This is a genomic window from Bacillota bacterium (genome assembly GCA_013178305.1).
Lineage (GTDB): Bacteria > Bacillota > Sulfobacillia > JABLXB01 > JABLXB01 > JABLXB01.
The window spans coordinates 473,887-495,866 of record JABLXB010000001.1 but is presented as its reverse complement, the minus strand read 5'-3'; the positions used below and the strand labels follow the sequence as shown (position 1 = coordinate 495,866).

Here is a 21,980-nt window from a genome sequence, read left to right as displayed (position 1 = left end):
ATACTCTGGTTATAGGTTTCGGTATACCGCCCGGGGGTGACTCTGTCTTGGCAAGCGACGGTTCTCGCAGGGGTGGCCGGAAAACCGGTGCCGGCTCACGCGGCAGGAGTGGCAGCAAGGGTCGTATGGAGGGCAACGGAATGTTCTCGGGCGACATCGAGGAGATCCTGTTCGACTCGGACGCCATCCAGAGGCGGGTCGCGGAAATGGCGCGAAGGATCTCCGAGGATTATGCCGGAAAACCGGTGATCGCAGTCGGGATCTTGAAAGGCGCGTTCATCTTCCTGTCGGATCTGGCGAGGAGCCTCAGATGCCTCGCTTCCTTCGACTTCATGGGGGTTTCGAGCTACGGTGCCTCTACGTCGAGTTCGGGCGTGGTAAGGATCACCAAGGACCTCGAGGAGAGCATCGAAGGCAGGCACGTGCTGATCGTCGAGGACGTTGTCGACACGGGCCTCACGCTGAGGTACCTCTGCGAGGCACTCAAGGCGCGCAAGCCGGCCAGCCTGAAGGTGTGCTGCCTGCTCGACAAACCATCGCGCAGGAAGGTCCCAGTCACCCTCGACTACGTCGGTTTCGAGATTCCGGACGCGTTCGTGGTCGGATACGGCCTGGACTATAACGAGAAGTACCGGCAGCTGCCGTTCATTTGCGTGTTGAAGCCGGAAGTGTACTCACCAACGGGAGGGAAGGCCGGTGTCGAGTGACCCCGCCGTCGAAAACGTCGTAATCCTGGACTTTGGCGCCCAATACGGGCAGCTGATAGCGCGCCGGGTGCGCGAGGCCCACGTATTCTGCGAGATCCTGCCCAACGATACGCCGGCGCCCGAAATCGCGTCCAGGAACCCCCGGGGGATTATCCTGACGGGCGGGCCCGCGAGCGTTTACGACGAGGGTTCGCCCAGGTGCGACCCGGCCGTATTTGAATTGGGCGTCCCGGTTCTCGGGATATGCTACGGCATGCAGCTCATGAGCCTCCTGCTCGGCGGCGACGTCAGGAGAAGCGGTAAACGAGAGTACGGCAAGGCGGATCTCGAGGTGCTCGGCGACGCACCCGGCAGGGAGGGCCTGTTCTCTGGCGTCGAGAGTCCCACCCAGTGCTGGATGAGCCACGGCGACTCCGTGCTGACCGCCCCCGGGGGGTTCGTCGCGCTCGGGCGGACGAGGAATGCGCCGTTCGCCGCCATCGTCGACCCGCGCCGGCGGCTTTACGGTGTTCAATTCCACCCCGAGGTAGTGCACACGCATCGCGGGCGGGAGATCCTCCGGAACTTCCTGTATCGCATCTGCGGGTGCTCCGGCACGTGGGACATGGGGTCATTCATTCACAACGCGGTCCCGCGCCTCGGAGAGCAGATGAGCGACGGCCGCGCCATCTGCGCGTTGAGCGGCGGGGTCGATTCGTCGGTCGCGGCGGTCCTGGCGCACATGGCCATCGGCGACCGGCTCACCTGCATATTCGTCGACCACGGGCTGCTCAGGAAGGGCGAAGCCGAACAGGTCGAGCGCACCTTCCGGGAGCGGTTCCACATCAACCTGATACACGTCAAGGCGGCGGAGCGTTTCCTCGAAAGGCTTCGCGGAGTCACCGACCCGGAGTCGAAGCGCAAGATCATCGGCCACGAGTTCATACGGGTATTTGAGGAGGAAGCCGCACGGATCGAGGGCGCGCGCTACCTGATCCAGGGGACACTCTACCCCGACGTCATTGAGAGCGGCACCAGGACGGCGGCGGTGATAAAAACCCACCACAACGTGGGAGGACTGCCTCCCGGGATGAAGCTCAAGATCGTGGAGCCTCTACGCGACCTGTTCAAGGACGAGGTGAGGGAGGTCGCGCGCGAGCTCGGGCTGCCCGAGGAGATAGCGTGGAGGCAGCCGTTTCCCGGGCCGGGTCTGGCGATCCGCATCATCGGCGAGGTCACGACCGAGAAGCTCGACATACTCCGGGAGGCGGACGCCATCGTCATCGAGGAAATAAGGGAGGCGGGGCTGTACCGGCAGATCTGGCAGAGCTTCGCCGTACTGTCGTCCATGAAGAGCGTGGGAGTGATGGGTGACGGCAGGACGTACGCGTACACGGCGATACTGAGGGCTGTCACGAGCGACGACGGGATGACCGCCGATTGGGTGAGGCTGCCGTACGACCTGCTCGAGCGGATTTCGAGTCGCATCGTCAACGAGGTAAAAGGGATCAACCGGGTAGTCTACGACATCACGTCGAAGCCGCCGGGGACGATTGAGTGGGAATGAAGAGAGCGGTGCGGCAGATCGCGGCGCAGATGGGCTATCCGAGCAGAATACGTACCTGCGGGGATGGCTGGGCTATTTCACCGAATAGCGTCCGGCCCCCTAAACAAAGCCCCGAACACCGCCTACTGGCGTTCCCAGGGACTCTGCACCCTAATCGACCACTATCGACTTCGTCACGCCTGATGAACCGCCGGATGCGGATCCACACTGCTAGGTGGTCACCGTCAGCCTGGTCATCATCCCGCCCGGGAACGTGTCGTTATTCACGACGTGGTTGTACTCGCGCGCCCTGAGATAGTATACCCCCGTATTCTGGGGCCTCAACAGTACGTCGAAGGTCTGCCCGGGGCCCAGCGTAACTGCTGCCTTCTCGTATGTGCCGTCCGCGTCCCGCGAGCGGAGTGCGAACCCGTCCGTCCCCACGACCCGGCCTACGAGCCCCCCGAAGTGCATCGTATTGGGGAGAAAACCCGCGTTGACCAGCCGGAGCAAGAGTCTTTGCCCCACCCTCGCCGTGATTGCCGATCCGTACGGTTGGCTCGGCAGGGCGGGGTCGTTGTCGGCTTTGATGGTGTCGGGGTAACACCTTCCGTTGATCATCCAGTAATCGGGCGCGAATCTGAGTGTGTCGTAGCCGCCGCCCTGGCCCAGAGCCGCATGCATTTGGCTGTCAACCTCACCGAGCACCAGCAGGTGTTCGACGTCGAACCTCGAGCCGGTGCCTGCGCCGTAGGCCGTTCGGTAATTCGGGGTGTACGGGATATCGTGCCCCATGGGCCGGACAATCAGCACTCCGTACAATCCCATTTGGACCTGGTTTTCGGGGTTGGTCCCGCTTTCGTACAGGTGGACCCCCGGCCTTGTCGCCGTGAACCTGTACCTGATTCTCCCAGTTGAGTCAGGCCCGAGGAAGTCAGTGAGCGAGATCATCTCTCCGCCGCTGTACTGCGGGGCGGCCCGGCGCCATCCCGATCCCGGACGCATGGCGCGTACATTGTGTTGGCCGGGGAATATCAATGATGCCGGAATGAGGATGCTGCAGTTTCGCAGCACCACGATCACTGTGTCCCTGACGGTGGCCTCGATCACAGGGCCGGGGAGCCTCGGCGCCCCTGCGAACGAGGTTGCGAACCCCCAGAAAGGCACGCTGGTCCCTGGCAGGGAGAGGGTACCCTGCTTTACCCAGAGACTCCTCAAAACCTGAGCCATGTGAGTCTCTCCTTTCTACTCCAGCGTCCCCACTCCGGAGCCGAGCGACGGGTAGATGGCTATCATCGTCATTAGCCCCCCGGGGAACTCGCCCCAGTTGGTGATCTTGTGTTCTTCGTGTGCGTGAAGCATTAAATGGTATTCTCCGACCTCGTTGAACGAGACGACACCCACGGGGATGTCGCCCTTAACCCCCAGGTACGGGCTCCCACTCCACATGGTCCAGCCCGCATCCCCGATCCCCAGGTTCCTGAGGTTTGGCATTGTGGTCGGGATCGGGTTCTCGGGCGTGTAGCCGAGCCCGAACCACTGGTAGATCTGGTCGTAGGTCTGGCCGGCTTCGACCAGCACGGTGAACCGCTTGAACGACAGATCCCTGGAGCCGTTCCTCAGGAGCCGCCCATCGAGCCCCACAACCCTTGTGTGGTTCCCGTGGGTATGGAGTGGGTGATTGTCTATGCCGGCGCCAACCATGCGAATGAGGATCTTCTCACCGGGCACGCCCATGACCATGGCCCCGTATGGCTGGTGGGGGAGGTACGGCACGTTGTCGGGCAGCATCGTGTCGGGCGCGCAGCGGCCGTTGAGCGTCCAGTAGCGCGGCTTGAATTTGCGGACTGGATAGGGCCTGCCCTGTTCCACGGCATAGTGGAGGTCGGGGTCGACCTCGTTGGTTATCAGAAGGTACTCCCTGTTGTACTCCGTCGCTGTGCCCGCGCCGTATGCCGTCTTCCGCGAGGCGACATCCGGGTCGTAATCCGCCGGCCGGACGACCAGCGCGCCATAGAGCCCGAGGGGTACTTGTGTCTGTGGGCTGGTCCCGCTCTCGTAGACGAAAGTCCCCGGGCGGTTGGGTGTGAACGTGTACGAGACCGTTCCTCCGCCCGGTGGGGCATGGTTCGTAAACGAAAGCAGGCTCCCCCCGGGGCCGTACTGGGGCTGGGCGGGGTTGCCCCCTACCGTCACCTGTGGCTGGCCGGGGAAGCATATTGAGACAGGCTCGGAATTGAGGGTGTTTGTAAGATTGACCGTAACCGTCTCGCCCTGCCTGACGACAATATGCGGTCCGGGGATCTGGGCCTGACCGCCGGCCGTCTTTGAAAGGCCCCAGAAATAAATGCTGTTGCCGTCGGGGGTACTGAAATGGCCGTCCTTAACCCACAGGTCTATCGTAGCCATCGCGAATCTCTCCCTCTTGCCGGCATCCAGGGCTGTCGGCGCCAGCGCCGGCCCGGGACGGTCTGCCGCCATCCGTCTTTCTAGCTGCTGAGCACCCGCACCTCGGTGACCATCCCGCCGAACCCCTGGCCCGAATTGGTGTTTTTATGGTAACCTCGATTGTACATTGGATAGATGCCGGATTCCGGCGCCGTGAATATCGCGTCAACCGTTTGCCCGGGGGCGAAGTACAGGGCATTCTTCCAGTAGGACAGGTCCTCGCCGCCAAGCCCCCTTAGCCGCTGGGCGTCCTGGCCCACCACTCGGATGGGAATGCCGAGGATCTGTACCGAGTGCTGCTGGAATCCAAGGTTGATGAACCTCAGCAGGACTCTCTCCCCTTCGACCGCGGTTATCAGCGAGGAGTACGGCTGCTGCGGGAGGGCGGGGTCGTTGTCGGGCTTGACTGTGTCCGGGTACGACCTGCCGTTCAGCAGCCAGTACTCGGGTTTGTATTCGGTCCAGTCGAATTTCTGAACGCTCGCCACGAGGTTGTGCGGGTCCGTGTCCAGCTCCGTCAGGAAAACGAGGTATTCCCGGTCAAACTCGGTGGCTGTGTCGTTGTAGGCGAACTTCCTGCCCGCGTAGGCGGGGTTTTTTTCGATGAGGGGCCTCACCACCAGCGGCGCCACCATGCCCATCTGGATGTGCTCGACGGGCTCGAAATGGCAGTGGTACTTGTAGGTCCCCGGGTCGAGGGGTTTGTAGTAGTACTCGAAGTCCCTCGCCACCAACACCGAGATCGAGGCCTCGGGGACGCCGTCCCACAGGGGGATCTGGTTGGGGAAGCCGTGCCAGTGGATCGTGTGTGAGTCGTCGAGGTCGGGCCTGGTCGGCATCCCAAGGTTGGTCAGGGTAAGGTAGACCGTGTCGCCTTCATAGACCTCGAGCATCGGCGCCGGCAGACTGGCCTTACCCCTGTATTCGAATATCATGTTCTCCGGCACGCCGGTGATGTCCACGAAGCCGAATATATAGTAAGTCCCGCCGCCGGGCACCTTCATCCATCCATCGGTGGCGCCGAATCGCTTCTTGACCTCGGCCATGTCGCACTCTCCCCCCACCCTAGAACTCATCAGCGCCGATATCGTACGCCGCGCCCTTGGGGCGGGTCTCCCCGTCGAAATCGTCCGTGGGCGCGTGGTAGACGACGGGTACGCCGCCCCTGATCCTGGTCACCTGCGCCGTGCCCTTGTCGATTGCGACCAGGGAACCCGCGGTGAGGTGGTAGTCACCCTGCGCGAACGGGGTGACATTGACTATCTTCACGGACTTGAATCCCGGTTCCATGTTGAACGCCACGGCGGTTACTTCGAGGTCGTATTCCTGCACAAACGCGGGGTTCCCCACCTGGTTGTTGCTTCCCGCTGGATATGCCGAGGACAGGGTGCAATACTCGGGGTCGAACAGCGCGGGAGTCGCGAACACCTCGAGGTCCATCACACGGATCGGCGATGGATCCCCCGCAGCGCCGATCCCCGCGATCCCGCCGCGTCCACCGTTGAGGTCCAGGTCGAACACACCGGCCCTGTTGTCCCAGAAGATGTTGTTGAATAGCACCGGATCGCTATAACCCGGTTCACCGGGCGGCAGCGTGGCCATGAATGCGGCGCTGTGCGCCTCGCTGACCAGCCCCGCCGCGTGTGGATACCCATCGCTGTCCTCGGCCGTGGCGGTGGTTATGTTCTTTGCGATAGTATTGTTGAAGATAACCGCGTTCGAGGCGTCGTCCAGGGCAATACCCCCGCCGAGGTCTGTCGACACGTTGTTTACGATAAAGTTGTTGTAGATGTTGATGCGGTAGTCCAGGGGCTGCAGAAGGCGGACCCCGCCACCGTCATCGTTGGCCACGTTGGCCTTGATCATGTTGTTGTATATATCCACCTCGCCCGAACCGGCGGTGAGCACGGCCGGAGCGGTAGGCTGTTCGCCTGCGATGAACACGCCGGCCCCCTCGTCGAACGAGCCGTTGAACAGTATGCAGTTGTGGTGGATTCGCCCGCCGTTGCTGAGGCCGTAATGGGAGATGCCGCCGCCATATTCGCCCGAGTAGTTGCCGCATATCTCGTTGTGATCGATCTCGTAGTTGTCGGCACCGTTGAATACCCCGATTCCGCCCGCGAGGCTGATGCCGCCGTTGTTGGCGATGAGGTTGTTGTGAATCCGGATTCCTTCGTTGTAGTTGCTTCCACAGTACGCCTTGCCGATGGTGATCCCGCCACCGAACCCGCCACCGTTACTCCGTATGATGTTGTTGCTTATCACCAGGCCCCGGCATTGGGCGTGAACGTAGACTCCGCCGGCTTCCTTCCCCCTGGCCCCCGTGATCTTGAAGCCGTCTATCTGCGGCCTGAATGATGGGCTGAATGCCCCCGCTTTGGAGACGACAGTCACCACCTGGCCCTGGCTGAAACCGGCAACCGGGCCCGGCGGGGGTAGTTCGGGACCATCGAAGTCGATCGAGTTCAGGTGTGTTAGCCAGTCGGCGGCGTAAGAAGCGAAGAACTTCCCGTCGATCACGGTGTCGTGGGCCCCCATGCCCTGGAGCTTGACGTTTTTATACAGGATCGGGCTCTCGTAGTACGTGCCAGTGGCCACCACGATCAGGGAACCGTCGATCGCGGAGTCGATCGCAGACTGTATCGTCGGGTAGGCCACGCTGGGGACGTTAATGACCGGCGGATTGTAGGTGGCGTCCAGGACGTGAATCGTTATTCCGGTGGCGCGCCCCTTGCCTGTCGAGTTCTTCACCAGGAGCTGTATGGGCCCTCCGGGTATGTTCGGGACGTCGAACTCGATGGACGTGTCTGTCCACAGTGTGGTCGCGACGGCTACGTTGTCCAGGGTGAGCGTCCCGGGTGTGAGGCCGAAGTCTTTCCCCGTTATAGTCACAGTACGGCTTCCTATGGGACCCACATGGACTCTATCGACGTGGTAGATCTCCGGTGTCCCGGGTTCCGCGTTGCACAAGGGCGGCGTAGTGAATTGCGCGCCGGGCAGGCCCACGAAAGCGGAGACGGGGAATACGGCCACGTCCGCGTAAGTGGTCTTCCCGGGCCAGACGTCGAACACCAGATCGAGGGTCTGGTAGTTCGGGTTGTAGTTCGCGTTGGGGTTGTCTGGATCGCCGGGGTCGTTCCCGATAACGCGGTACATCGCCGGAGATACTCCCGAAGGGGTTGGTACATTCCGCGTATACGAAGACGGCAACAGCACATCGAATACCCCGTTAATGTCCGAGTAGACCGTCCTTATGAGCCTGCCCTCGAAATCCCTGATGCCTATGGGAGTGTCGGGGATACCCCGTTTCTCGCCGTAGTAGATGCGGTTGGGATCGGTCTCCAGGTTCAGGTCGTCCAGTAACCACCCCACGATCCGCCCGGGGACCGGAACATCCGTGAAGATGAAGAAGTCCGCCGTTGCGTTGAGCCCGTCCCTGACCGTGACCACCTTCTTCGTGGGGTCATAATACGGTGGTGTGGGGATGGGATAATAGGGGGCCGGCGCCATTTGAACGGCAAGGCTGCCCGGTGTGGTCCGCTCGGGCTGGGCGGCAGCTGCGCGGGCTGCAGCCCGCGCAGCCGCCTGCGCGGCCACCGGCGGCGACGGGACGAATTCGTCCCCTTCGCCGGTGTTCACTGAGTTCTCGTCGAGTATCCTGTATCCCACAGGGGGCACCACTTCCACGATATAGGTCCCCGCCGCGAGCGGTTCGAACGCGTAGCCCCCGTCGAACACGCCCGGCCTGATCTGGTTGGAGCTGGTCGGGATTTCGAGACACGGTATCAGGTTCCCGTTCTGGTCCACGCACCCGGTGGGGTGCTGCCACGCATCGGTCGTTACGGTACTCAGCAGGGCCCCCTGGGTTACCTCGCCTGTCGTGGGGTTGACGCTGGCCGCATACAGGTTCACCGTCACACCGGGGACACCGGGCTCGTACTCCTCGGCAACCGCGTACCTGGGGTCGAGCTCGTTCCTCATGGTGCCGTAGTACACGATCCCTGTAATGCCGCCGTTTTCCCCTGGGTTATAAGGCCTCTTGCCGAAGTCTATACGGTTGGTGCTGGCCGCCCAGGTGAGCTCAGCAAGCGTTAGCATCCCGGGGTACGTCTCAGGGCACTTGACGTAGTTACCCCGTGGATCTGTGCAGCCGGTCGGCGCCGGCATCGGCAGACCGTAATTCGGAACGGCGGTGGCCCCTGTCCGCGCGAAGCGCGTGAATCCCACTTCGGCCACCGCGAACCGCTCCAGCTCGAATACCTCGTTGAACGCGTAGTCACCGGCCATGTTAGTCACGGTAGTGTACTGGATGCTTCCGTCCTTGAACCGCGTCTGGACATCGACGTTGGGGATTCCCGGCTCACCAAGACCGTGGCTTGCGGTCTCGTCGGGGTCGTTGAACACTGCTCCCTTAAGATAGCCATACCAGCGAGGGAGGCCGATGTCCCCCACATCCACCGTCTGGCCCGGCTCCACCAGCACCGTGAGAAAGGAGATTATATAGTCCAGCGGCTCATCCCAGATCGCCATCTGGTAGAGGCTGGGCGGCACGTTCTCGATGAAGAAGTTGCCGTTGGAGTCGCCGCGGCCCGTGTACACCTGCTCGTCGTTCCCGCCGATGTCGGTCAGCGCTATCCAGGGGCGGTCAATCGGCTCGCCGAGCATGGCAGGCCTGAGGGGCGGCTCGAAGTCGACTATGGTCAGGACCCGGCCCTTGATGACCCCTGTCGTCCAAGGCATCGACGGTGGGAACCCCATCGGTTTGACGAAGCCTATCCACACGAGTGGAGACCTGAAGCCCTCTTCACGCAGATATCCGTCGTTGCCCTCCTCCACCCAGGCGTCTATAACATGGGTGCCCTCGATCGTTGTCGTCTGGATCCAATCGGTCCCGTCCGGAGGTATCGCCTGGACGCCGTATTTCCCGGGGGGTATGTTCTCGATCACGGCATTCCCGTTCGCGTCTGTCAAGACTTTTCCGCCGGTGCCTATGATGCGTACCGGTTTACCGTCCAGGTCGAGTATTACGTTCCCGTCCTGGTCCACCTCGTACTTGGTGCCGATCGGGTTGCCGAAGTAATCGACCGTTACCTCGCCTACCTCGTCGTCGATTGTGATGTGGAACCCTTCCAGGCCGGTCTCCATGGGGAAGTCGTCCTCCCCGTTAACGGGGTGGTTGTCGTGGAACACGTGTACCCTGATCCTGGACAGGGGCAGGGGGTGGGGTTGAAGGTTCACGGTCGCCACGACGTCGCCGCCCGAGACGGTAACCCACGTGCCTTCCATCTTGTAGCCTTCGGCCCGCACCGAAACGAGGTACTTCCCGTCGGGGACCATCACCACGGGGACGGAGGAAGTAGAGGACTCTCCCGTCGCCACCACTGGACTGTGGCTGGCCCCGGGCTTCAGCGATGGCAGCTTCGTTGGGTCACGCAGCCCTTCGGGGATCTCTACCTGGGGGTCCCCGACGTTGTCCTCGTTAACGATGAATTTGAACTCCTGAATCGGATCCCCCAACCTGACGTCCTTGGCGACAACCGTGATTGTGCCGCTGGACGCGCCCTTTACGGATCCGGATTCCTCCACGTTGCCGACCCCCTTGCGCGGTGGCGTCCTTGCAGGTTAACAGAACACTAGTAGCATCGTATTCCGGCGGGGCTGCAGGTGTTACGATCCACAACGATCGCGGGGAAAAGGTGAAAGAGACTATCCCCGGGGCTATTGCTGGGGCCATTGCCGGGGTATCTCGTAGGTCTTGCGGCCCCGAGGTCATTCACGCAGGGGCTGTTTGCGGTTTTCGAAGTGCCGAAGGAAGAGTCCTACCGGATTTCCCGGGCATCGCCCTCTCGCGGAAGGAATTCCGCACCGGACGAAGAAGAACACATGTGAACAAAAATGAACAATAATGGACAAGACCGCAAAGGCGCACGAGAGGTGACGGCAGCATGCTTCCTGCGGAACGGGAACAAGTCGTGCTGTCGCTGATCGAGAAGAAGAAGTTCGTCAGCGTCAGCGAGCTAAGCCAGGCCTGCAGCGTCTCGGAGATGACAATACGGAGAGATCTCGCGCGCTTGGAGGAGCGCGGGCTGCTCGTAAGGACGTACGGGGGCGGAATCGGGCCCTCCGGAGTCGGGGCCGAGAGTCCGTTTCTCGAGCGTAGCGTGCAGAACGCCGAGAGCAAGCGGGCTATAGCCGAGGTTGCCGCAGGGCTCGTGGAGCCGAACGAATGCATCGGTATCGACGTTGGCACAACGACGCTCGAGTTCTCCAGGAGGCTCACGGCCAAAGGCCTCACGGTCGTCACTTCTTCCCTGGCCGTTCTCAACGAACTACTGGGCAGGAGCGGCTTCGAGGTCATCTGCACCGGCGGCATCCTTCGCGAGCGCGACAGGTCTTTCGTCGGGACTATCGCCGAACGCACGCTGGGAGACCTCTGCATGGACAAATCGTTCATCGGTGTCGCCGGAATAGACAGGGACCAGGGCTTCACCGCCTACAACATGCATGACGCCGCCGTCAAGCGTGTCATGATAGAGCATTCCAGGGAAGTAATCATCCTGGCCGACTCGAGCAAATTCGGGAAGCGCGCGTTTGCCAGGGTTGCCCCCATCAGGGCCGCCGATGTGGTTGCCTGTGATGGAAACACCCCCGCGGAATGGACCGATTGGCTGAGGAAGAACGGCGTAAGAGTCGTCATCGCGCCCTTCAGCCAGGAGGAGCGGCACGCCCAAAGCGGATAGGCCGCGCGGGACTCGACTACACACCGGGAGGGATCCCCCTATGACGACCGTCAGACTCGCGGACCTCACGTCTCCAGAGGCAGGAGAAGCGCTATCCAGAGCAGGTTACGTGATTGTCCCCTTTGGCTCCTGTGAACAGCACGGGCCTCACCTCCCACTGGATGTTGACTCGGTTGTGGCATCGCGCCTGGCCGAAATGGTCGCCATCAGGGTTGGTGGAGTGGTCCTGCCGGTTGTCGGCTACGGCCAGGTGTGGTCTGCGAAGGGCTTTCCCGGGACCATCAGCCTCCGGCCCGAGACTCTCGTGGCGATAGCGGTCGACATTTGCGAGAGCCTGGTCTCGCAGGGCGTTGAGAGGATCATCCTGCTGTCGGGCCACCTGGGGAATCTGGCCTACCTGCGCGAGGCCGCGCGCATCGTGTTTGACCGCCACGAGTCGGCCCTCGTCTGGCACGTCTGTTACCCGAATGTGCCGCGCGTTACGGCCGGCGTGTGTACTACCCCCTTGATGGGCGGCGTCTTCCACGCCGGCGAGCTCGAAACATCCATCATGCTGCACATTGACCAATCGAGGTGCCACGTGGACCGCGCCGTGCGCGAGTACTCCGACGTGCCGCCGGACTACGGACACAGGCCTGTCAAGTGGAGCACTTTCAGCAGGACGGGAGTATTCGGCGATGCCACGGCCGCTACCGCCGAGAAGGGTAAGGTTATACTGGAGCGCCTGGCGGACGAGATCGCATTCATCGTCCGCGGGGAAAAGGGGGGATAAGGGTTTGAAGGTCATCACAGTGTGCGTGAATGGGATGGGATCGAGCCTGATCCTCAAGATGACCACGGAGGTTGTATTGAAGGAGATGGGCATACCGGCCACAGTCGAGGCCGCCGACACGGGCACGTTCGGGACGGTGAAAGCCGACCTGATACTCGCCAGCCCCACAATCGCCAAACAGCTCGCCGACCGGGAGGCGGTTATTCCCGTGGTCAACTTCGTAGACAAGACCGAGATACGCTCCAAGATTGAAGCATTCTTCAGATCGAAAGGAAAAGGAGGAACACCGTGATGCTGTCCGCAATCATCGAAGGCTTTAAGATCGTCGCCAACAAGTGGGAACTCGTGCTGGGAATCGTGGCCCTTGTAGGTCTTCTGGTGCAGAAGGCCCCGGGCAATAAGGTCGTAATGGGCGTCATCAAGACGATCGTTGGTGTTCTCGTCCTCAAGGCGGGGTCGGCAGCCCTCCTCGGAGCGTTCCGGCCCGCGATGGAAATACTGCAGAAGGCGTTCGGGCTGACGGGCGTGGTCATGGACCCATACGGCGGCTGGGTATCGGCCATGGAGAACCTCGGCCCGCTCGTCGGGCTTGCGGCGCAGATCATGGTGTTCGGGTTCATCGTGAACATCATCCTCGCAAGGATCACGCCACTTCACTACGTCTACCTGACCGGCCACACAATGCTGGCATTCTGCTGCTTCGTGGCGTGGGTGGTGCGGTACTTCTTCGGGCTCGACGGCGTTGGGCTCGTCGTGGCAGGAAGCCTCATCGCGGGTACGTACTGGACCATCCTCCCGGCCTGGGTGCACAGGTACTCCAGAAAGTTCGCGGGTGATTCGTTCACGCTGGGGCACATGTCGGGAGTCGGCTGCATCATCGGCAGCCTGGTGGGCAAAGCGGTCAACAAGCCCAACGACAGCACCGAAGAGCTGAAGCTTCCAGGTTACCTCGGCATGTTCGGCGACAACGTAATAGCGACCACCATCCTGATGACCCTGTTCTTCTCGGGTATCTGCCTGCTTGCAGGCGAAAAGATTGTCGCATCGTATGCGAAACCAGATAACTGGGCCCTCTGGAGCATGTTCCTCGGCGCGCAGTTCACGGTCGGCATCGTCGTGCTGTTGACCGGTGTCCGGATGATGCTGGCCGAGATCGTACCCGCTTTTAAGGGCATATCTGACAAGGTGATCCCGGGCGCGATCCCCGCCCTCGACATGCCGGTGTTCTTCCCTCTGGCGCCGACGGCGGCGGTCCTCGGCTTCGTTTCGACCTTCGCGGGTGAGTTCATCGGAATGGGCCTGCTCCTGGCTGTAGGATCGAGGGTCGTGACGATACCCGGGGTGATACCGACGTTCTTCGACGGCGGCACGCTCGGGGTGTTCGCCAATCACTACGGCGGCTGGAAGGCAACCATACTCGCGGGGCTTCTGGTCGGAGTACTGCAGATGATAGGCGGCAGCTTCCTCGCGCCGCTTACGGCCCTGAAGAACGCGGTGTATCCGAACACCGACTACACGACCGTGTGGGTGATCCTCTCCGCCGTAGCCAACGCGCTCAAGAACATCTGGCTGTTCATGGCGGTTTTCGCCGCAATCGCAGTATTCGCGTTCTGGCGGCTGGGGGCCGACCAGAGTAAGTAGTTCCGGGGGTCTGGGGCGGATTCACCAGCCCCGCGACGTTCGAAGGAGGACAAAGATGTCTAGCTGGGTCAAAGAGGTTTTCGGGACTGAGAAGCCGGTAATAGGGATGATCCACGTCCAGGCCATGCCCGGCGCCCCCACTTACGACGAGGCGGGCGGCATGGAGAGACTGATACGCGGAGCGCAGGCCGACAGGGATGCGCTGGTGGCCGGCGGGGTCGACGCGGTGATGTTCTGCAACGAATACGACAGGCCCTACCTCACGCGGGTTGGCCCTGAGGTCATTGCCGCGATGACCAGGGTAGTCGCCGAGGTGTCACGGGGCCTGCCGGTACCGTTCGGCGTGGACGTCCTCTGGGACCCCGTCGCGGCGATATCCATCGCGAATGCGACCGGGGCTTCGTTCGTGCGGGAGGTTTTCACCGGAGTCTACTCCAGCGACCTCGGTTTGTGGGATACGTGCGCGGGCGAGGCGCTGCGTTTCAGGCGCAACATAGGGGCAACGCGCGTCCGGCTCTTCTACAACATAGTACCGGAGTTCGCGGCGCCACTCGCGGAGCGGCCGCTCGAAACGGTGGCCAGAACGGCGGTGTTCAGTTCGCTCGCCGACGGGATATGTGTGTCAGGCTACATGGCCGGGGCAGCGACCCCGCTGGATGCGCTGAAGAAGGTAAAGGACACCCTGCCTGACACCCCGGTGTTCGCGAACACCGGGGTCACGCCGGAGACCGTGGCGAAGATACTGGAGATCGCGGACGGCTGCGTGGTGGGCACCGCGTTCAAGGAGGACCGCAAGACGTTCAGCCCGGTGTCGAGGGCAAACGTCGTGGAGTTCATGGAGAAGGTGAAGGCCTTCAGGGCGCACAGAGACGCAAGGTGAAGCCGAGTTGGCGACCGGCTGGAAGAACCAGCCGGTCGGCCTTTTCCTGGGGGGCGGTATTGTGAAAGTACAAACAGTGCTTGGACCTGTTGACTCTGGGCGGTTAGGGATCGTCGATTATCACGACCACTTGATGACGATCGGCGGGGGCGAGGTCCGGGCCGACAGGGACCTGCTCCTGGATAGGGTCGACTACGCCATCGAGGCCGCCCGACTATATGCCGGGAATGGCGGCGGGACCATGGTGGACATGAACCCGATCGACTGCGGCAGGAGAATTGAGGAACTCGTCCGCATATCCAGGGAGTCCGGGGTACACATAATCGCATGTACGGGATTCCAGAGAGCGATCTACTACGAGGCTACCCACTGGGTGTACAACTACCCCGAAGATGAGATCGCGCGCCTGATAACCGAGGAGATCACCGAAGGCATTGAGATCAACAACTACAACGGCCCCATTGTCCACCGGTCGAGCGCGAGGGCCGGCGTCATCAAGGCCGGAACGGAGTACAATCACATACTTCCTGGGGAGCACCGCATGTTAGTGGCCGCAGCGATGGCTCACAAGAACACCGGGGCCCCCATATCGACCCACACGGAGCGCGGCACGATGGCGCTCGAACAGGTTAACGCGCTCGAGTCGCTGGGAGTCCCGTCCTCGAGCATGATCATTGGGCATATTGACAGGAACCCCGACCTCGGGTATCACAAGAAGGTGGCAAGACGCGGGGTGTTCCTCGGATACGACGGCCCGTCCAGGGTGAAGTACTGGCCCGATGAGGTTATCATTGACCTGATAAAGGGCATGTTGGATGCCGGATTTGGGGACAGGATCCTCCTGGGCGGTGATAATGGGCGAAGGTCATACTGGCCCGAGTATGGCGGCGGGCCGGGACACAGCTATATACTCACAACGTTCGCGCCGAGGCTCAGGGAAGAGGGCATACCCGAGGACGCGATAAGAAGGATGCTGATAGACAACCCAGAGAGAGCGTTCTCATTCATCCAGTGAATCTCCTTCCATAGTCAGGAGCCTTCGCTTCCGCCCCCCGGCCCCGCCCCCCGCAATACCGAATGATCCATATACCGCGAAGTGGAATCATTCGGGATATCGTCGTTGACATGCCCTGAGGTGGGTGTTAGGATTGAATTGCCAAGTCCTAGATCCGAACATTGTCGCAGATTCGACGTCGAAAGGGGGACCTATGGAACAGACTTCTGGGCAGGCCAAGCAGCCGCTCGTGAGTATCATCATGGGGAGCGCTTCGGACCTATCGCTGATGTCAGAAGCCGCCGAGACGCTCGAAACGTTTGAGGTCGGCTTCGAAATGTTTATAGCTTCCGCACACAGGACGCCGGACAAGGTACGCGAGATAGCAGGTGGGGCGGAGGCGAGGGGCGTGCGCGTAATCATCGCGGGCGCCGGTCTCAGCGCACATCTCCCCGGAGTCATCGCGGCGCACACCACCCTCCCCGTCATCGGTGTCCCGCTGAAGAGCGGCGCCCTGAACGGCGTCGACGCGCTGTACTCCATAGTGCAGATGCCTCCAGGGGTTCCGGTTGCCGCGGTCGGGGTGGACTCGGCGAGAAACGCAGCGCTGCTCGCGCTACAAATCCTGGCTTCCGGCGACGGGGCGGCTTCGGAGCGGCTCCGCGCGCGGATGCGCGATTACCGTGAGAAGATGGCTTCCGGCGTGCTGTCGAAAGACGCCGAACTCCAGCATAAGGGCTACAAGGGGATGACTGGCAAGGCGTAACGCGCCAGGCCCAGTGGAGGAGGGAGCCGGTATGATACCGAGATACTCGCGGCCGGGAATGGCCGCGATATGGTCCGAGGACAACAAGTACGACACCTGGCTGAAGGTGGAGATCCTCGCCTGCGAGGCATGGTCGAAACTGGGGGAAGTCCCGGAGGAGGCCGTAGAGGAGATCAGATCCAGGGCCAGGATAGACGCGGCGCGGATCGCCGAGATCGAGTCGCGGGTGCGCCACGACGTCATCGCCTTCGTCACCCAGGTTGCCGAGAGCGTGGGCGAAGCGGGCAAGTGGGTGCATTTCGGGATGACCTCGTACGACGTCGTCGACACGGCGCTGTCGTACCTGATGGTCCGGGCTGCCGATATCATCCTCGACGACCTGGAGGCGCTTCGAAAAGTCGTCGCCGACCAGGCTCACCGTCACAAGGAAACCCCCATGATCGGCCGCACCCACGGCGTGCACGCGGAGCCCATAACGTTCGGCATGAAGATGGCGCTGTGGTACGCGGAGCTCGGCCGGTGTATCGAGCGGGTCCAGAGGGCGCGCGAGGTCGCCGGCTACGGCCGCATCGCGGGGGCGGTCGGGACATTCGCCCACGTGGATCCCTTCGTTGAGCGATATGTCTGCGAGAAGATGGGCCTCATGCCGGCGCCTGTTTCCACTCAAGTACTCCAGAGGGACAGGCACGCCGAATACGTCCTCCAGATGGCGCTCGTGGCGTCGTCGCTCGAGAAGTTCGCAACCGAGATACGCCACCTGCAGCGTACCGAAGTGCTCGAGGCCGAAGAGCCGTTCCGGGAGGGACAGAAAGGCTCGTCCGCCATGCCCCACAAGAGGAACCCGATCACCTGCGAACAGATCTGCGGTCTTTCACGGGTTATGCGCGGAAACGCAATGGCCGCTCTGGAGAACATCAACCTCTGGCACGAGCGGGACATCTCCAACTCGTCGGTGGAGCGCATCATCCTGCCCGATACGACGATCCTTCTCGACTATATGATCGCCAAGTTCACCGGGATAGTGAAAGACCTGCGTGTCTACCCCACAAAGATGATGGCGAACCTGGAACTAACCGGCGGACTGGTTTTCTCACAGCGGGTCATGCTCACGCTGGTGGAGAAAGGCATGCCGAGAGACAAGGCGTACACGCTGGTGCAGGGCCTTGCCATGAAGGCGTGGGAGGAAGGTCTGAACTTCAAGTCCCTGGTTTCAAACAACCCCGGGATAACGGCGGTGCTGAGCGAGGCCGAACTCGAAGACGCGTTCGACTACAGGCGGCAGCTCGGCCGCATCGGCGAGATATTCGATCGAGTCGGGCTATAAGCAAGACACTCCGGAGGTGGACCACATTGGCTGGCATAGCGAAGAGGGAGAGGCTGTACGAGGGAAAGGCGAAAATCGTTTACTCTACCGACGACCCGGACCGGATTATCGTGTTCTTCAAGGATGCCGCCACCGCCTTCAACGGCCAGAAGAAAGGGACCATCCTGGGGAAAGGCGCGGCTAACGCGCGCATATCCACGGTGTTTTTCGAGGTGCTCGAGAAGGCGGGCGTGCCGACCCACTTCATTGGCCTCCAGAGCGACAACGAGATGGTCGTCAAGCCCCTGGAGATCATCCCCGTCGAGGTTGTCGTGAGGAACGTCATCGCCGGTAGCCTCGCCAAGCGCCTCGGCAAACCCGAAGGGGCAAGCCTTAGAACGCCGGTGCTGGAGTTCTACTACAAGAGCGACGAGCTCGGCGACCCGATGATAAACGAGTACCACGTGTACGCGGTCGGGATGGCCAGCGAGGCCGAGATGAGGGAGATATCGCGGATGGCACTGAAGGTGAACGAGGTGCTCCGCGAGTTCCTCGCGCCGAAGAAGATGGACCTCATCGACTTCAAGCTGGAGTTCGGGCGATATCACGGGAGCGTAATCCTGGGTGATGAGATCTCCCCGGATACGTGCAGGTTCTGGGATACCGACACGGGTGAGAAGCTCGACAAGGACAGGTTCCGCAGGGACCTCGGGCGCGTCGAAGAGGCCTACCAGGAGGTACTGAGGAGGATAACCCCGGCATGAACTGCACCGCGGCCGTAAAGGTCATGTTGAAGAAGACGGTGCTGGACCCGCAGGGGGCCGCGATCGGGGGCGGCCTGCGCTCGATGGGGTTCGACGCCGTGACGGACGTCCGGGTCGGCAAGAGCATGGAGGTCACCCTCGCCGGCGTTACTTCGATGGAAGAGGCCGCAAGGCTGATCGACGAGATGTGCAGGAAGCTCCTGGCCAATCCGGTCATCGAAGAATACACCTTCGAAGTGTTCGAGGCCGGGGGGAGCGAGGGCGAATGCGATTGTACGGGTGGCACACGGCCCGCGGCAGCGGCCGGCGGCGCACGTAAGGGGGCTTCCGAGGCGTGAAGTTTGGGGTTGTGGTGTTCCCCGGCTCGAATTGCGACACCGACGCGTACTACGCGGTCAGGGACGGCTTACGGGCGCCGGTTGACTACATCTGGCACGAGAGTAAGGACGTGGCCGGCTACGACTGCCTGGTGCTGCCAGGCGGCTTCGCGTACGGGGACTATCTCCGCGCAGGCGCCATCGCGCGCTTCTCCCCCGTCATGGAGGCGGTAGAGAGGTTCGCACGCGCAGGCGGCCTGGTGCTCGGTATCTGCAATGGATTCCAGGTGTTGCTCGAATGCGGGCTTCTTCCCGGCGCGATGCTCAGGAACGATAGCCTGCAGTTCAGGTGCATGTATGTCAATCTCAGGGTCGAGAATCCCTCGACGGCGTTCACCAACCGGCTTTGCGCCGGGCAGGTCCTGAGGATACCCATCGCTCACGGGGAAGGCAACTACTACGCGGACGAGCGGACGGTAGACCTGCTGGAGACGAAGGGCCGCGTGTTGTTCCGGTACTGCGAGCCGGACGGGGAGGTCACGCGGGCGTCGAACCCAAACGGTGCGGTGCGGAACATAGCGGGGATATTGAACGAAGAAGGCAACGTGGCCGGAATGATGCCCCACCCCGAACGCGCGTACCAGGCGGCGCTCGGGTCGGCTGACGGCCTTGAGGTCTTCCGGTCGATAGCGTCGTTCATCCAAGGGCCGCGGCGGGCGGCCGCGGCGGGGGGTGGGCGCGCATGAGCGGGACGCGATGCGGTGAAAGGCGCGAGCCCGGTGGCCGCGCCGAGCCCTCGGTGCGCGACATACTGGAGGGCCGGCTCTGGAGGCGGATGGGGCTGAAGGACTCCGAGTTTGAGTTGGTTCGCGGAGAGCTCGGGAGGGATCCGAACTGGACCGAGCTCGGCATGTTCGCGGTATTGTGGTCGGAGCACTGCGCCTACAAACACTCCCGCAAAGCCCTCAAGGCGCTTCCCACGAAGGGCACCTGCGTACTTGTCGGCCCCGGCGAAAATGCGGGCGTCGTCGACATCGGGGACGGCCTGGCCGTGTGCTTCAAGATGGAATCTCACAATCACCCGTCCGCCGTCGAGCCCTACCAGGGCGCCGCGACGGGCGCGGGCGGGATAATCAGGGACATACTCGCGATGGGCGCGAGGCCCATCGCCCTGATGGACCCGCTCAGATTCGGCGAGCTCGACGACCCCAGGTCGCGGTACCTGTTCGGCGGCGTGGTATCCGGCATCGCCGGGTACGGGAACTGCGTCGGCATCCCGACCGTGGGCGGCGAGGTAGTGTTCGAGGGCTGCTACACAGAGAACCCGCTGTGCAATGTCATGTGTGTGGGCCTGATCCGGAAGGACCGGATAAAGCGCGGTGTCGCCGCGGGCATCGGGAATTCGGTGATGATCGCCGGCCATTCGACAGGAAGGGACGGGATCCACGGCGCGACGTTCGCGTCGGAGGAACTCGGTGAGGATTCCGAAGCGAAGCGGCCCAACGTCCAGGTCGGCGACCCGTTCGTCGAGAAGCTCCTGATTGAGGCGTGCCTGGAAATGATCTCGACGGGGGCGGTCGTCGGCATACAGGACATGGGTGCGGCAGGCATCACCTCATCGTGCGCGGAGACTGCGGCGAGGGCCGGCACCGGAATCGAAATAGACGTGGCGCGCGTTCCGCTCAGGGAGGAAGGCATGACTCCATACGAGATCATGCTCTCGGAGTCCCAGGAGCGCATGCTGGTGATAGTTGAGAAGGGCAGGGAGCACGAGGTCGAGGGGATCTGCCGGAAGTGGGGGTTGCCCTCGGCGGTGATCGGCAGGGTGACACAGGACGGGGTATTCAGGGTCGTTGAGGACGGTCGCGTGGTGGCCGAGGTTCCCGCCATATCCCTGGCCGATCGCGCTCCCGTGTACGATCCGGAGTGGTCCGAGCCGGCGTATCTCGCTGAGGCCAGGTCCTTCAACCCGGCCTTGCTGCCCGAGCCGCGGGACCTCGGCGAGGCGTTCAGGACGGTGCTGGCGTCCCCAACGATAGCCTGCAAACGCTGGGTTTACAGGCAGTACGACTACATGGTGCAGACGAACACGGTGGCGCTTCCCGGGGCGGACGCCGCGCTACTGAGGATCAGGCGGGACGCCGGGGATGCCGCCGGCGAGAAGGCCATAGCGGTAAGTACCGACGGGAACGGGAGGTACTGCTACCTCGATCCCGTCATTGGCGCGGCGATCGCCGTCGCGGAAGCGGCGCGGAACGTCGCGTGCTCGGGCGCGAGGCCACTCGCCATCACGAACTGCCTGAACTTCGGCAACCCTGAGAAGCCTGAAGTCTTCTGGCAGTTCAAGGGCGCAATCGAGGGAATGAAGCGGGCGTGTGAGGCGCTCGGCACGCCCGTGACGGGCGGCAACGTCAGCTTCTACAACGAATCCCGCACGCAGGACGGCGTGGTACGCGCCATTTACCCGACACCAGTAGTTGGGATGATCGGGCTGCTCGGCGACGTTTCGAAGATGCTCACCCCCGGGTTCAAATCGGATGGCGATTCGATCGTCTTGCTCGGCCGGACGCTGGACGAGCTCGGAGGAACCGAATACCTGAAGAGAGTGCACGGCAAGGTCGCCGGCGAACCACCGCGCCTCGATCTGGATCTCGAGAAGCGCTTGATAGACATCCTGATACGGGCCAACGAAGCGGGTCTCCTGAAGTCCGCCCACGATGTATCCGACGGTGGCCTGTCCGTAGCCCTGGCGGAGTGCTGCTTCTCCGCGCAGCCCGGGGCTAGAGGGGCGGAGGTCGCGGTGGGGTGGGGCGGCCGGCCGGATTCGCTGCTGTTCTCCGAAACGCAGTCCCGCGTCGTGGTTACTGTCGAAGCGTCTCGTGAACTCGAGCTGATAGAGATGTGCAGGTCGGCAGGGGTGCCCTGTTCCATCGTAGGGAGGGTGACGTCCTCGCGGCTCCACATCTCGGCCCGCGAGACCGGCGTGAATCAGGGGCGCGAGACACGCACGCTTATCGACCTTGATACGGCTGGACTCGAGCGGTTGTGGCGAGGGGTGATACCGTGCGCCATGGGTTGACCGGCCTGCCGGCCGGCGCGGCGGACTTGAGGCCGCGCGAGGAG

At 62.4% G+C, this 21,980-nt stretch carries 18 protein-coding genes; 14 read left to right on the top strand and 4 right to left on the bottom strand.

What is annotated here, in order from left to right; genetic code table 11:
- The first annotated feature begins 140 nt into the window (after positions 1–140).
- Both hpt and guaA read left to right on the top strand, forming a co-directional pair.
- Positions 141–707, top strand: a complete 567-nt coding sequence (hpt, locus tag HPY55_02325) for a hypoxanthine phosphoribosyltransferase (protein NPV69468.1) — start codon at positions 141–143, stop codon at positions 705–707.
- Positions 697–2,253, top strand: coding sequence for a glutamine-hydrolyzing GMP synthase (gene guaA / locus HPY55_02320; GenBank protein ID NPV69467.1), 1,557 nt, complete (start codon positions 697–699; stop codon positions 2,251–2,253). The genes hpt and guaA overlap by 11 nt, the downstream gene beginning before the upstream one ends.
- Before the next feature lie 210 nt (positions 2,254–2,463).
- Here the strand turns inward: guaA and HPY55_02315 are convergent, their stop codons facing one another.
- The 4 genes from HPY55_02315 to HPY55_02300 all read right to left on the bottom strand — a co-directional run bounded on the left by HPY55_02315 (position 2,464) and on the right by HPY55_02300 (position 10,266).
- Entirely contained in the window at positions 2,464–3,462 is a 999-nt protein-coding gene (locus HPY55_02315; protein ID NPV69466.1) for a ferroxidase, read from the bottom strand.
- Positions 3,463–3,477: 15 nt separating this feature from the next.
- The gene (locus HPY55_02310; GenBank protein ID NPV69465.1) at positions 3,478–4,641 is read right to left on the bottom strand and encodes a multicopper oxidase domain-containing protein; all 1,164 of its coding nucleotides are present in this window, start codon (positions 4,639–4,641) and stop codon (positions 3,478–3,480) included.
- Between the two features lie 80 nt (positions 4,642–4,721).
- The gene (locus tag HPY55_02305) at positions 4,722–5,726 is read right to left on the bottom strand and encodes a multicopper oxidase domain-containing protein (protein NPV69464.1); all 1,005 of its coding nucleotides are present in this window, start codon (positions 5,724–5,726) and stop codon (positions 4,722–4,724) included.
- A gap of 19 nt (positions 5,727–5,745) precedes the next feature.
- Positions 5,746–10,266, bottom strand: a complete 4,521-nt coding sequence (locus HPY55_02300) for a pectin esterase (protein NPV69463.1) — start codon at positions 10,264–10,266, stop codon at positions 5,746–5,748.
- Between the two features lie 359 nt (positions 10,267–10,625).
- Between HPY55_02300 and HPY55_02295 the strand changes: the two genes are divergently transcribed.
- The 12 genes from HPY55_02295 (at position 10,626) to purL (ending at position 21,936) form a co-directional block, all read left to right on the top strand.
- Entirely contained in the window at positions 10,626–11,420 is a 795-nt protein-coding gene (locus HPY55_02295; protein ID NPV69462.1) for a DeoR/GlpR transcriptional regulator, read from the top strand.
- Positions 11,421–11,460: 40 nt separating this feature from the next.
- Positions 11,461–12,192, top strand: coding sequence for a creatininase family protein (locus tag HPY55_02290; GenBank protein NPV69461.1), 732 nt, complete (start codon positions 11,461–11,463; stop codon positions 12,190–12,192).
- 4 nt (positions 12,193–12,196) lie between these two features.
- Positions 12,197–12,484: a PTS sugar transporter subunit IIB gene (locus HPY55_02285; GenBank protein NPV69460.1), complete on the top strand. Its 288-nt coding sequence runs from the start codon at positions 12,197–12,199 to the stop codon at positions 12,482–12,484.
- Entirely contained in the window at positions 12,484–13,833 is a 1,350-nt protein-coding gene (locus tag HPY55_02280; protein NPV69459.1) for a PTS ascorbate transporter subunit IIC, read from the top strand. Before HPY55_02285 ends, HPY55_02280 begins: the two co-directional genes overlap by 1 nt.
- A 55-nt stretch (positions 13,834–13,888) precedes the next feature.
- Complete coding sequence (locus HPY55_02275) at positions 13,889–14,713, top strand: BtpA/SgcQ family protein (GenBank protein ID NPV69458.1); 825 nt, start codon at positions 13,889–13,891, stop codon at positions 14,711–14,713.
- 61 nt (positions 14,714–14,774) lie between these two features.
- Positions 14,775–15,728 carry a phosphotriesterase-related protein gene (locus tag HPY55_02270; protein ID NPV69457.1) on the top strand — a complete coding sequence of 318 codons (954 nt, stop codon included), beginning with the start codon at positions 14,775–14,777 and terminating at the stop codon, positions 15,726–15,728.
- 193 nt (positions 15,729–15,921) lie between these two features.
- Positions 15,922–16,473 (top strand): 5-(carboxyamino)imidazole ribonucleotide mutase, encoded by a 552-nt coding sequence (gene purE / locus HPY55_02265; protein NPV69456.1) that lies wholly within the window; start codon positions 15,922–15,924, stop codon positions 16,471–16,473.
- A gap of 31 nt (positions 16,474–16,504) precedes the next feature.
- Positions 16,505–17,797 carry an adenylosuccinate lyase gene (locus HPY55_02260; GenBank protein NPV69455.1) on the top strand — a complete coding sequence of 431 codons (1,293 nt, stop codon included), beginning with the start codon at positions 16,505–16,507 and terminating at the stop codon, positions 17,795–17,797.
- A gap of 35 nt (positions 17,798–17,832) precedes the next feature.
- Entirely contained in the window at positions 17,833–18,540 is a 708-nt protein-coding gene (locus HPY55_02255; protein NPV69454.1) for a phosphoribosylaminoimidazolesuccinocarboxamide synthase, read from the top strand.
- Positions 18,537–18,878: a phosphoribosylformylglycinamidine synthase subunit PurS gene (gene purS, locus HPY55_02250; protein NPV69453.1), complete on the top strand. Its 342-nt coding sequence runs from the start codon at positions 18,537–18,539 to the stop codon at positions 18,876–18,878. Before HPY55_02255 ends, purS begins: the two co-directional genes overlap by 4 nt.
- A complete protein-coding gene (gene purQ / locus HPY55_02245) occupies positions 18,875–19,603 on the top strand; it encodes a phosphoribosylformylglycinamidine synthase subunit PurQ (GenBank protein NPV69452.1) in 729 nt (242 codons plus the stop codon). Before purS ends, purQ begins: the two co-directional genes overlap by 4 nt.
- Positions 19,600–21,936, top strand: coding sequence for a phosphoribosylformylglycinamidine synthase subunit PurL (gene purL, locus HPY55_02240; GenBank protein ID NPV69451.1), 2,337 nt, complete (start codon positions 19,600–19,602; stop codon positions 21,934–21,936). Before purQ ends, purL begins: the two co-directional genes overlap by 4 nt.
- Positions 21,937–21,980 lie beyond the last annotated feature (44 nt).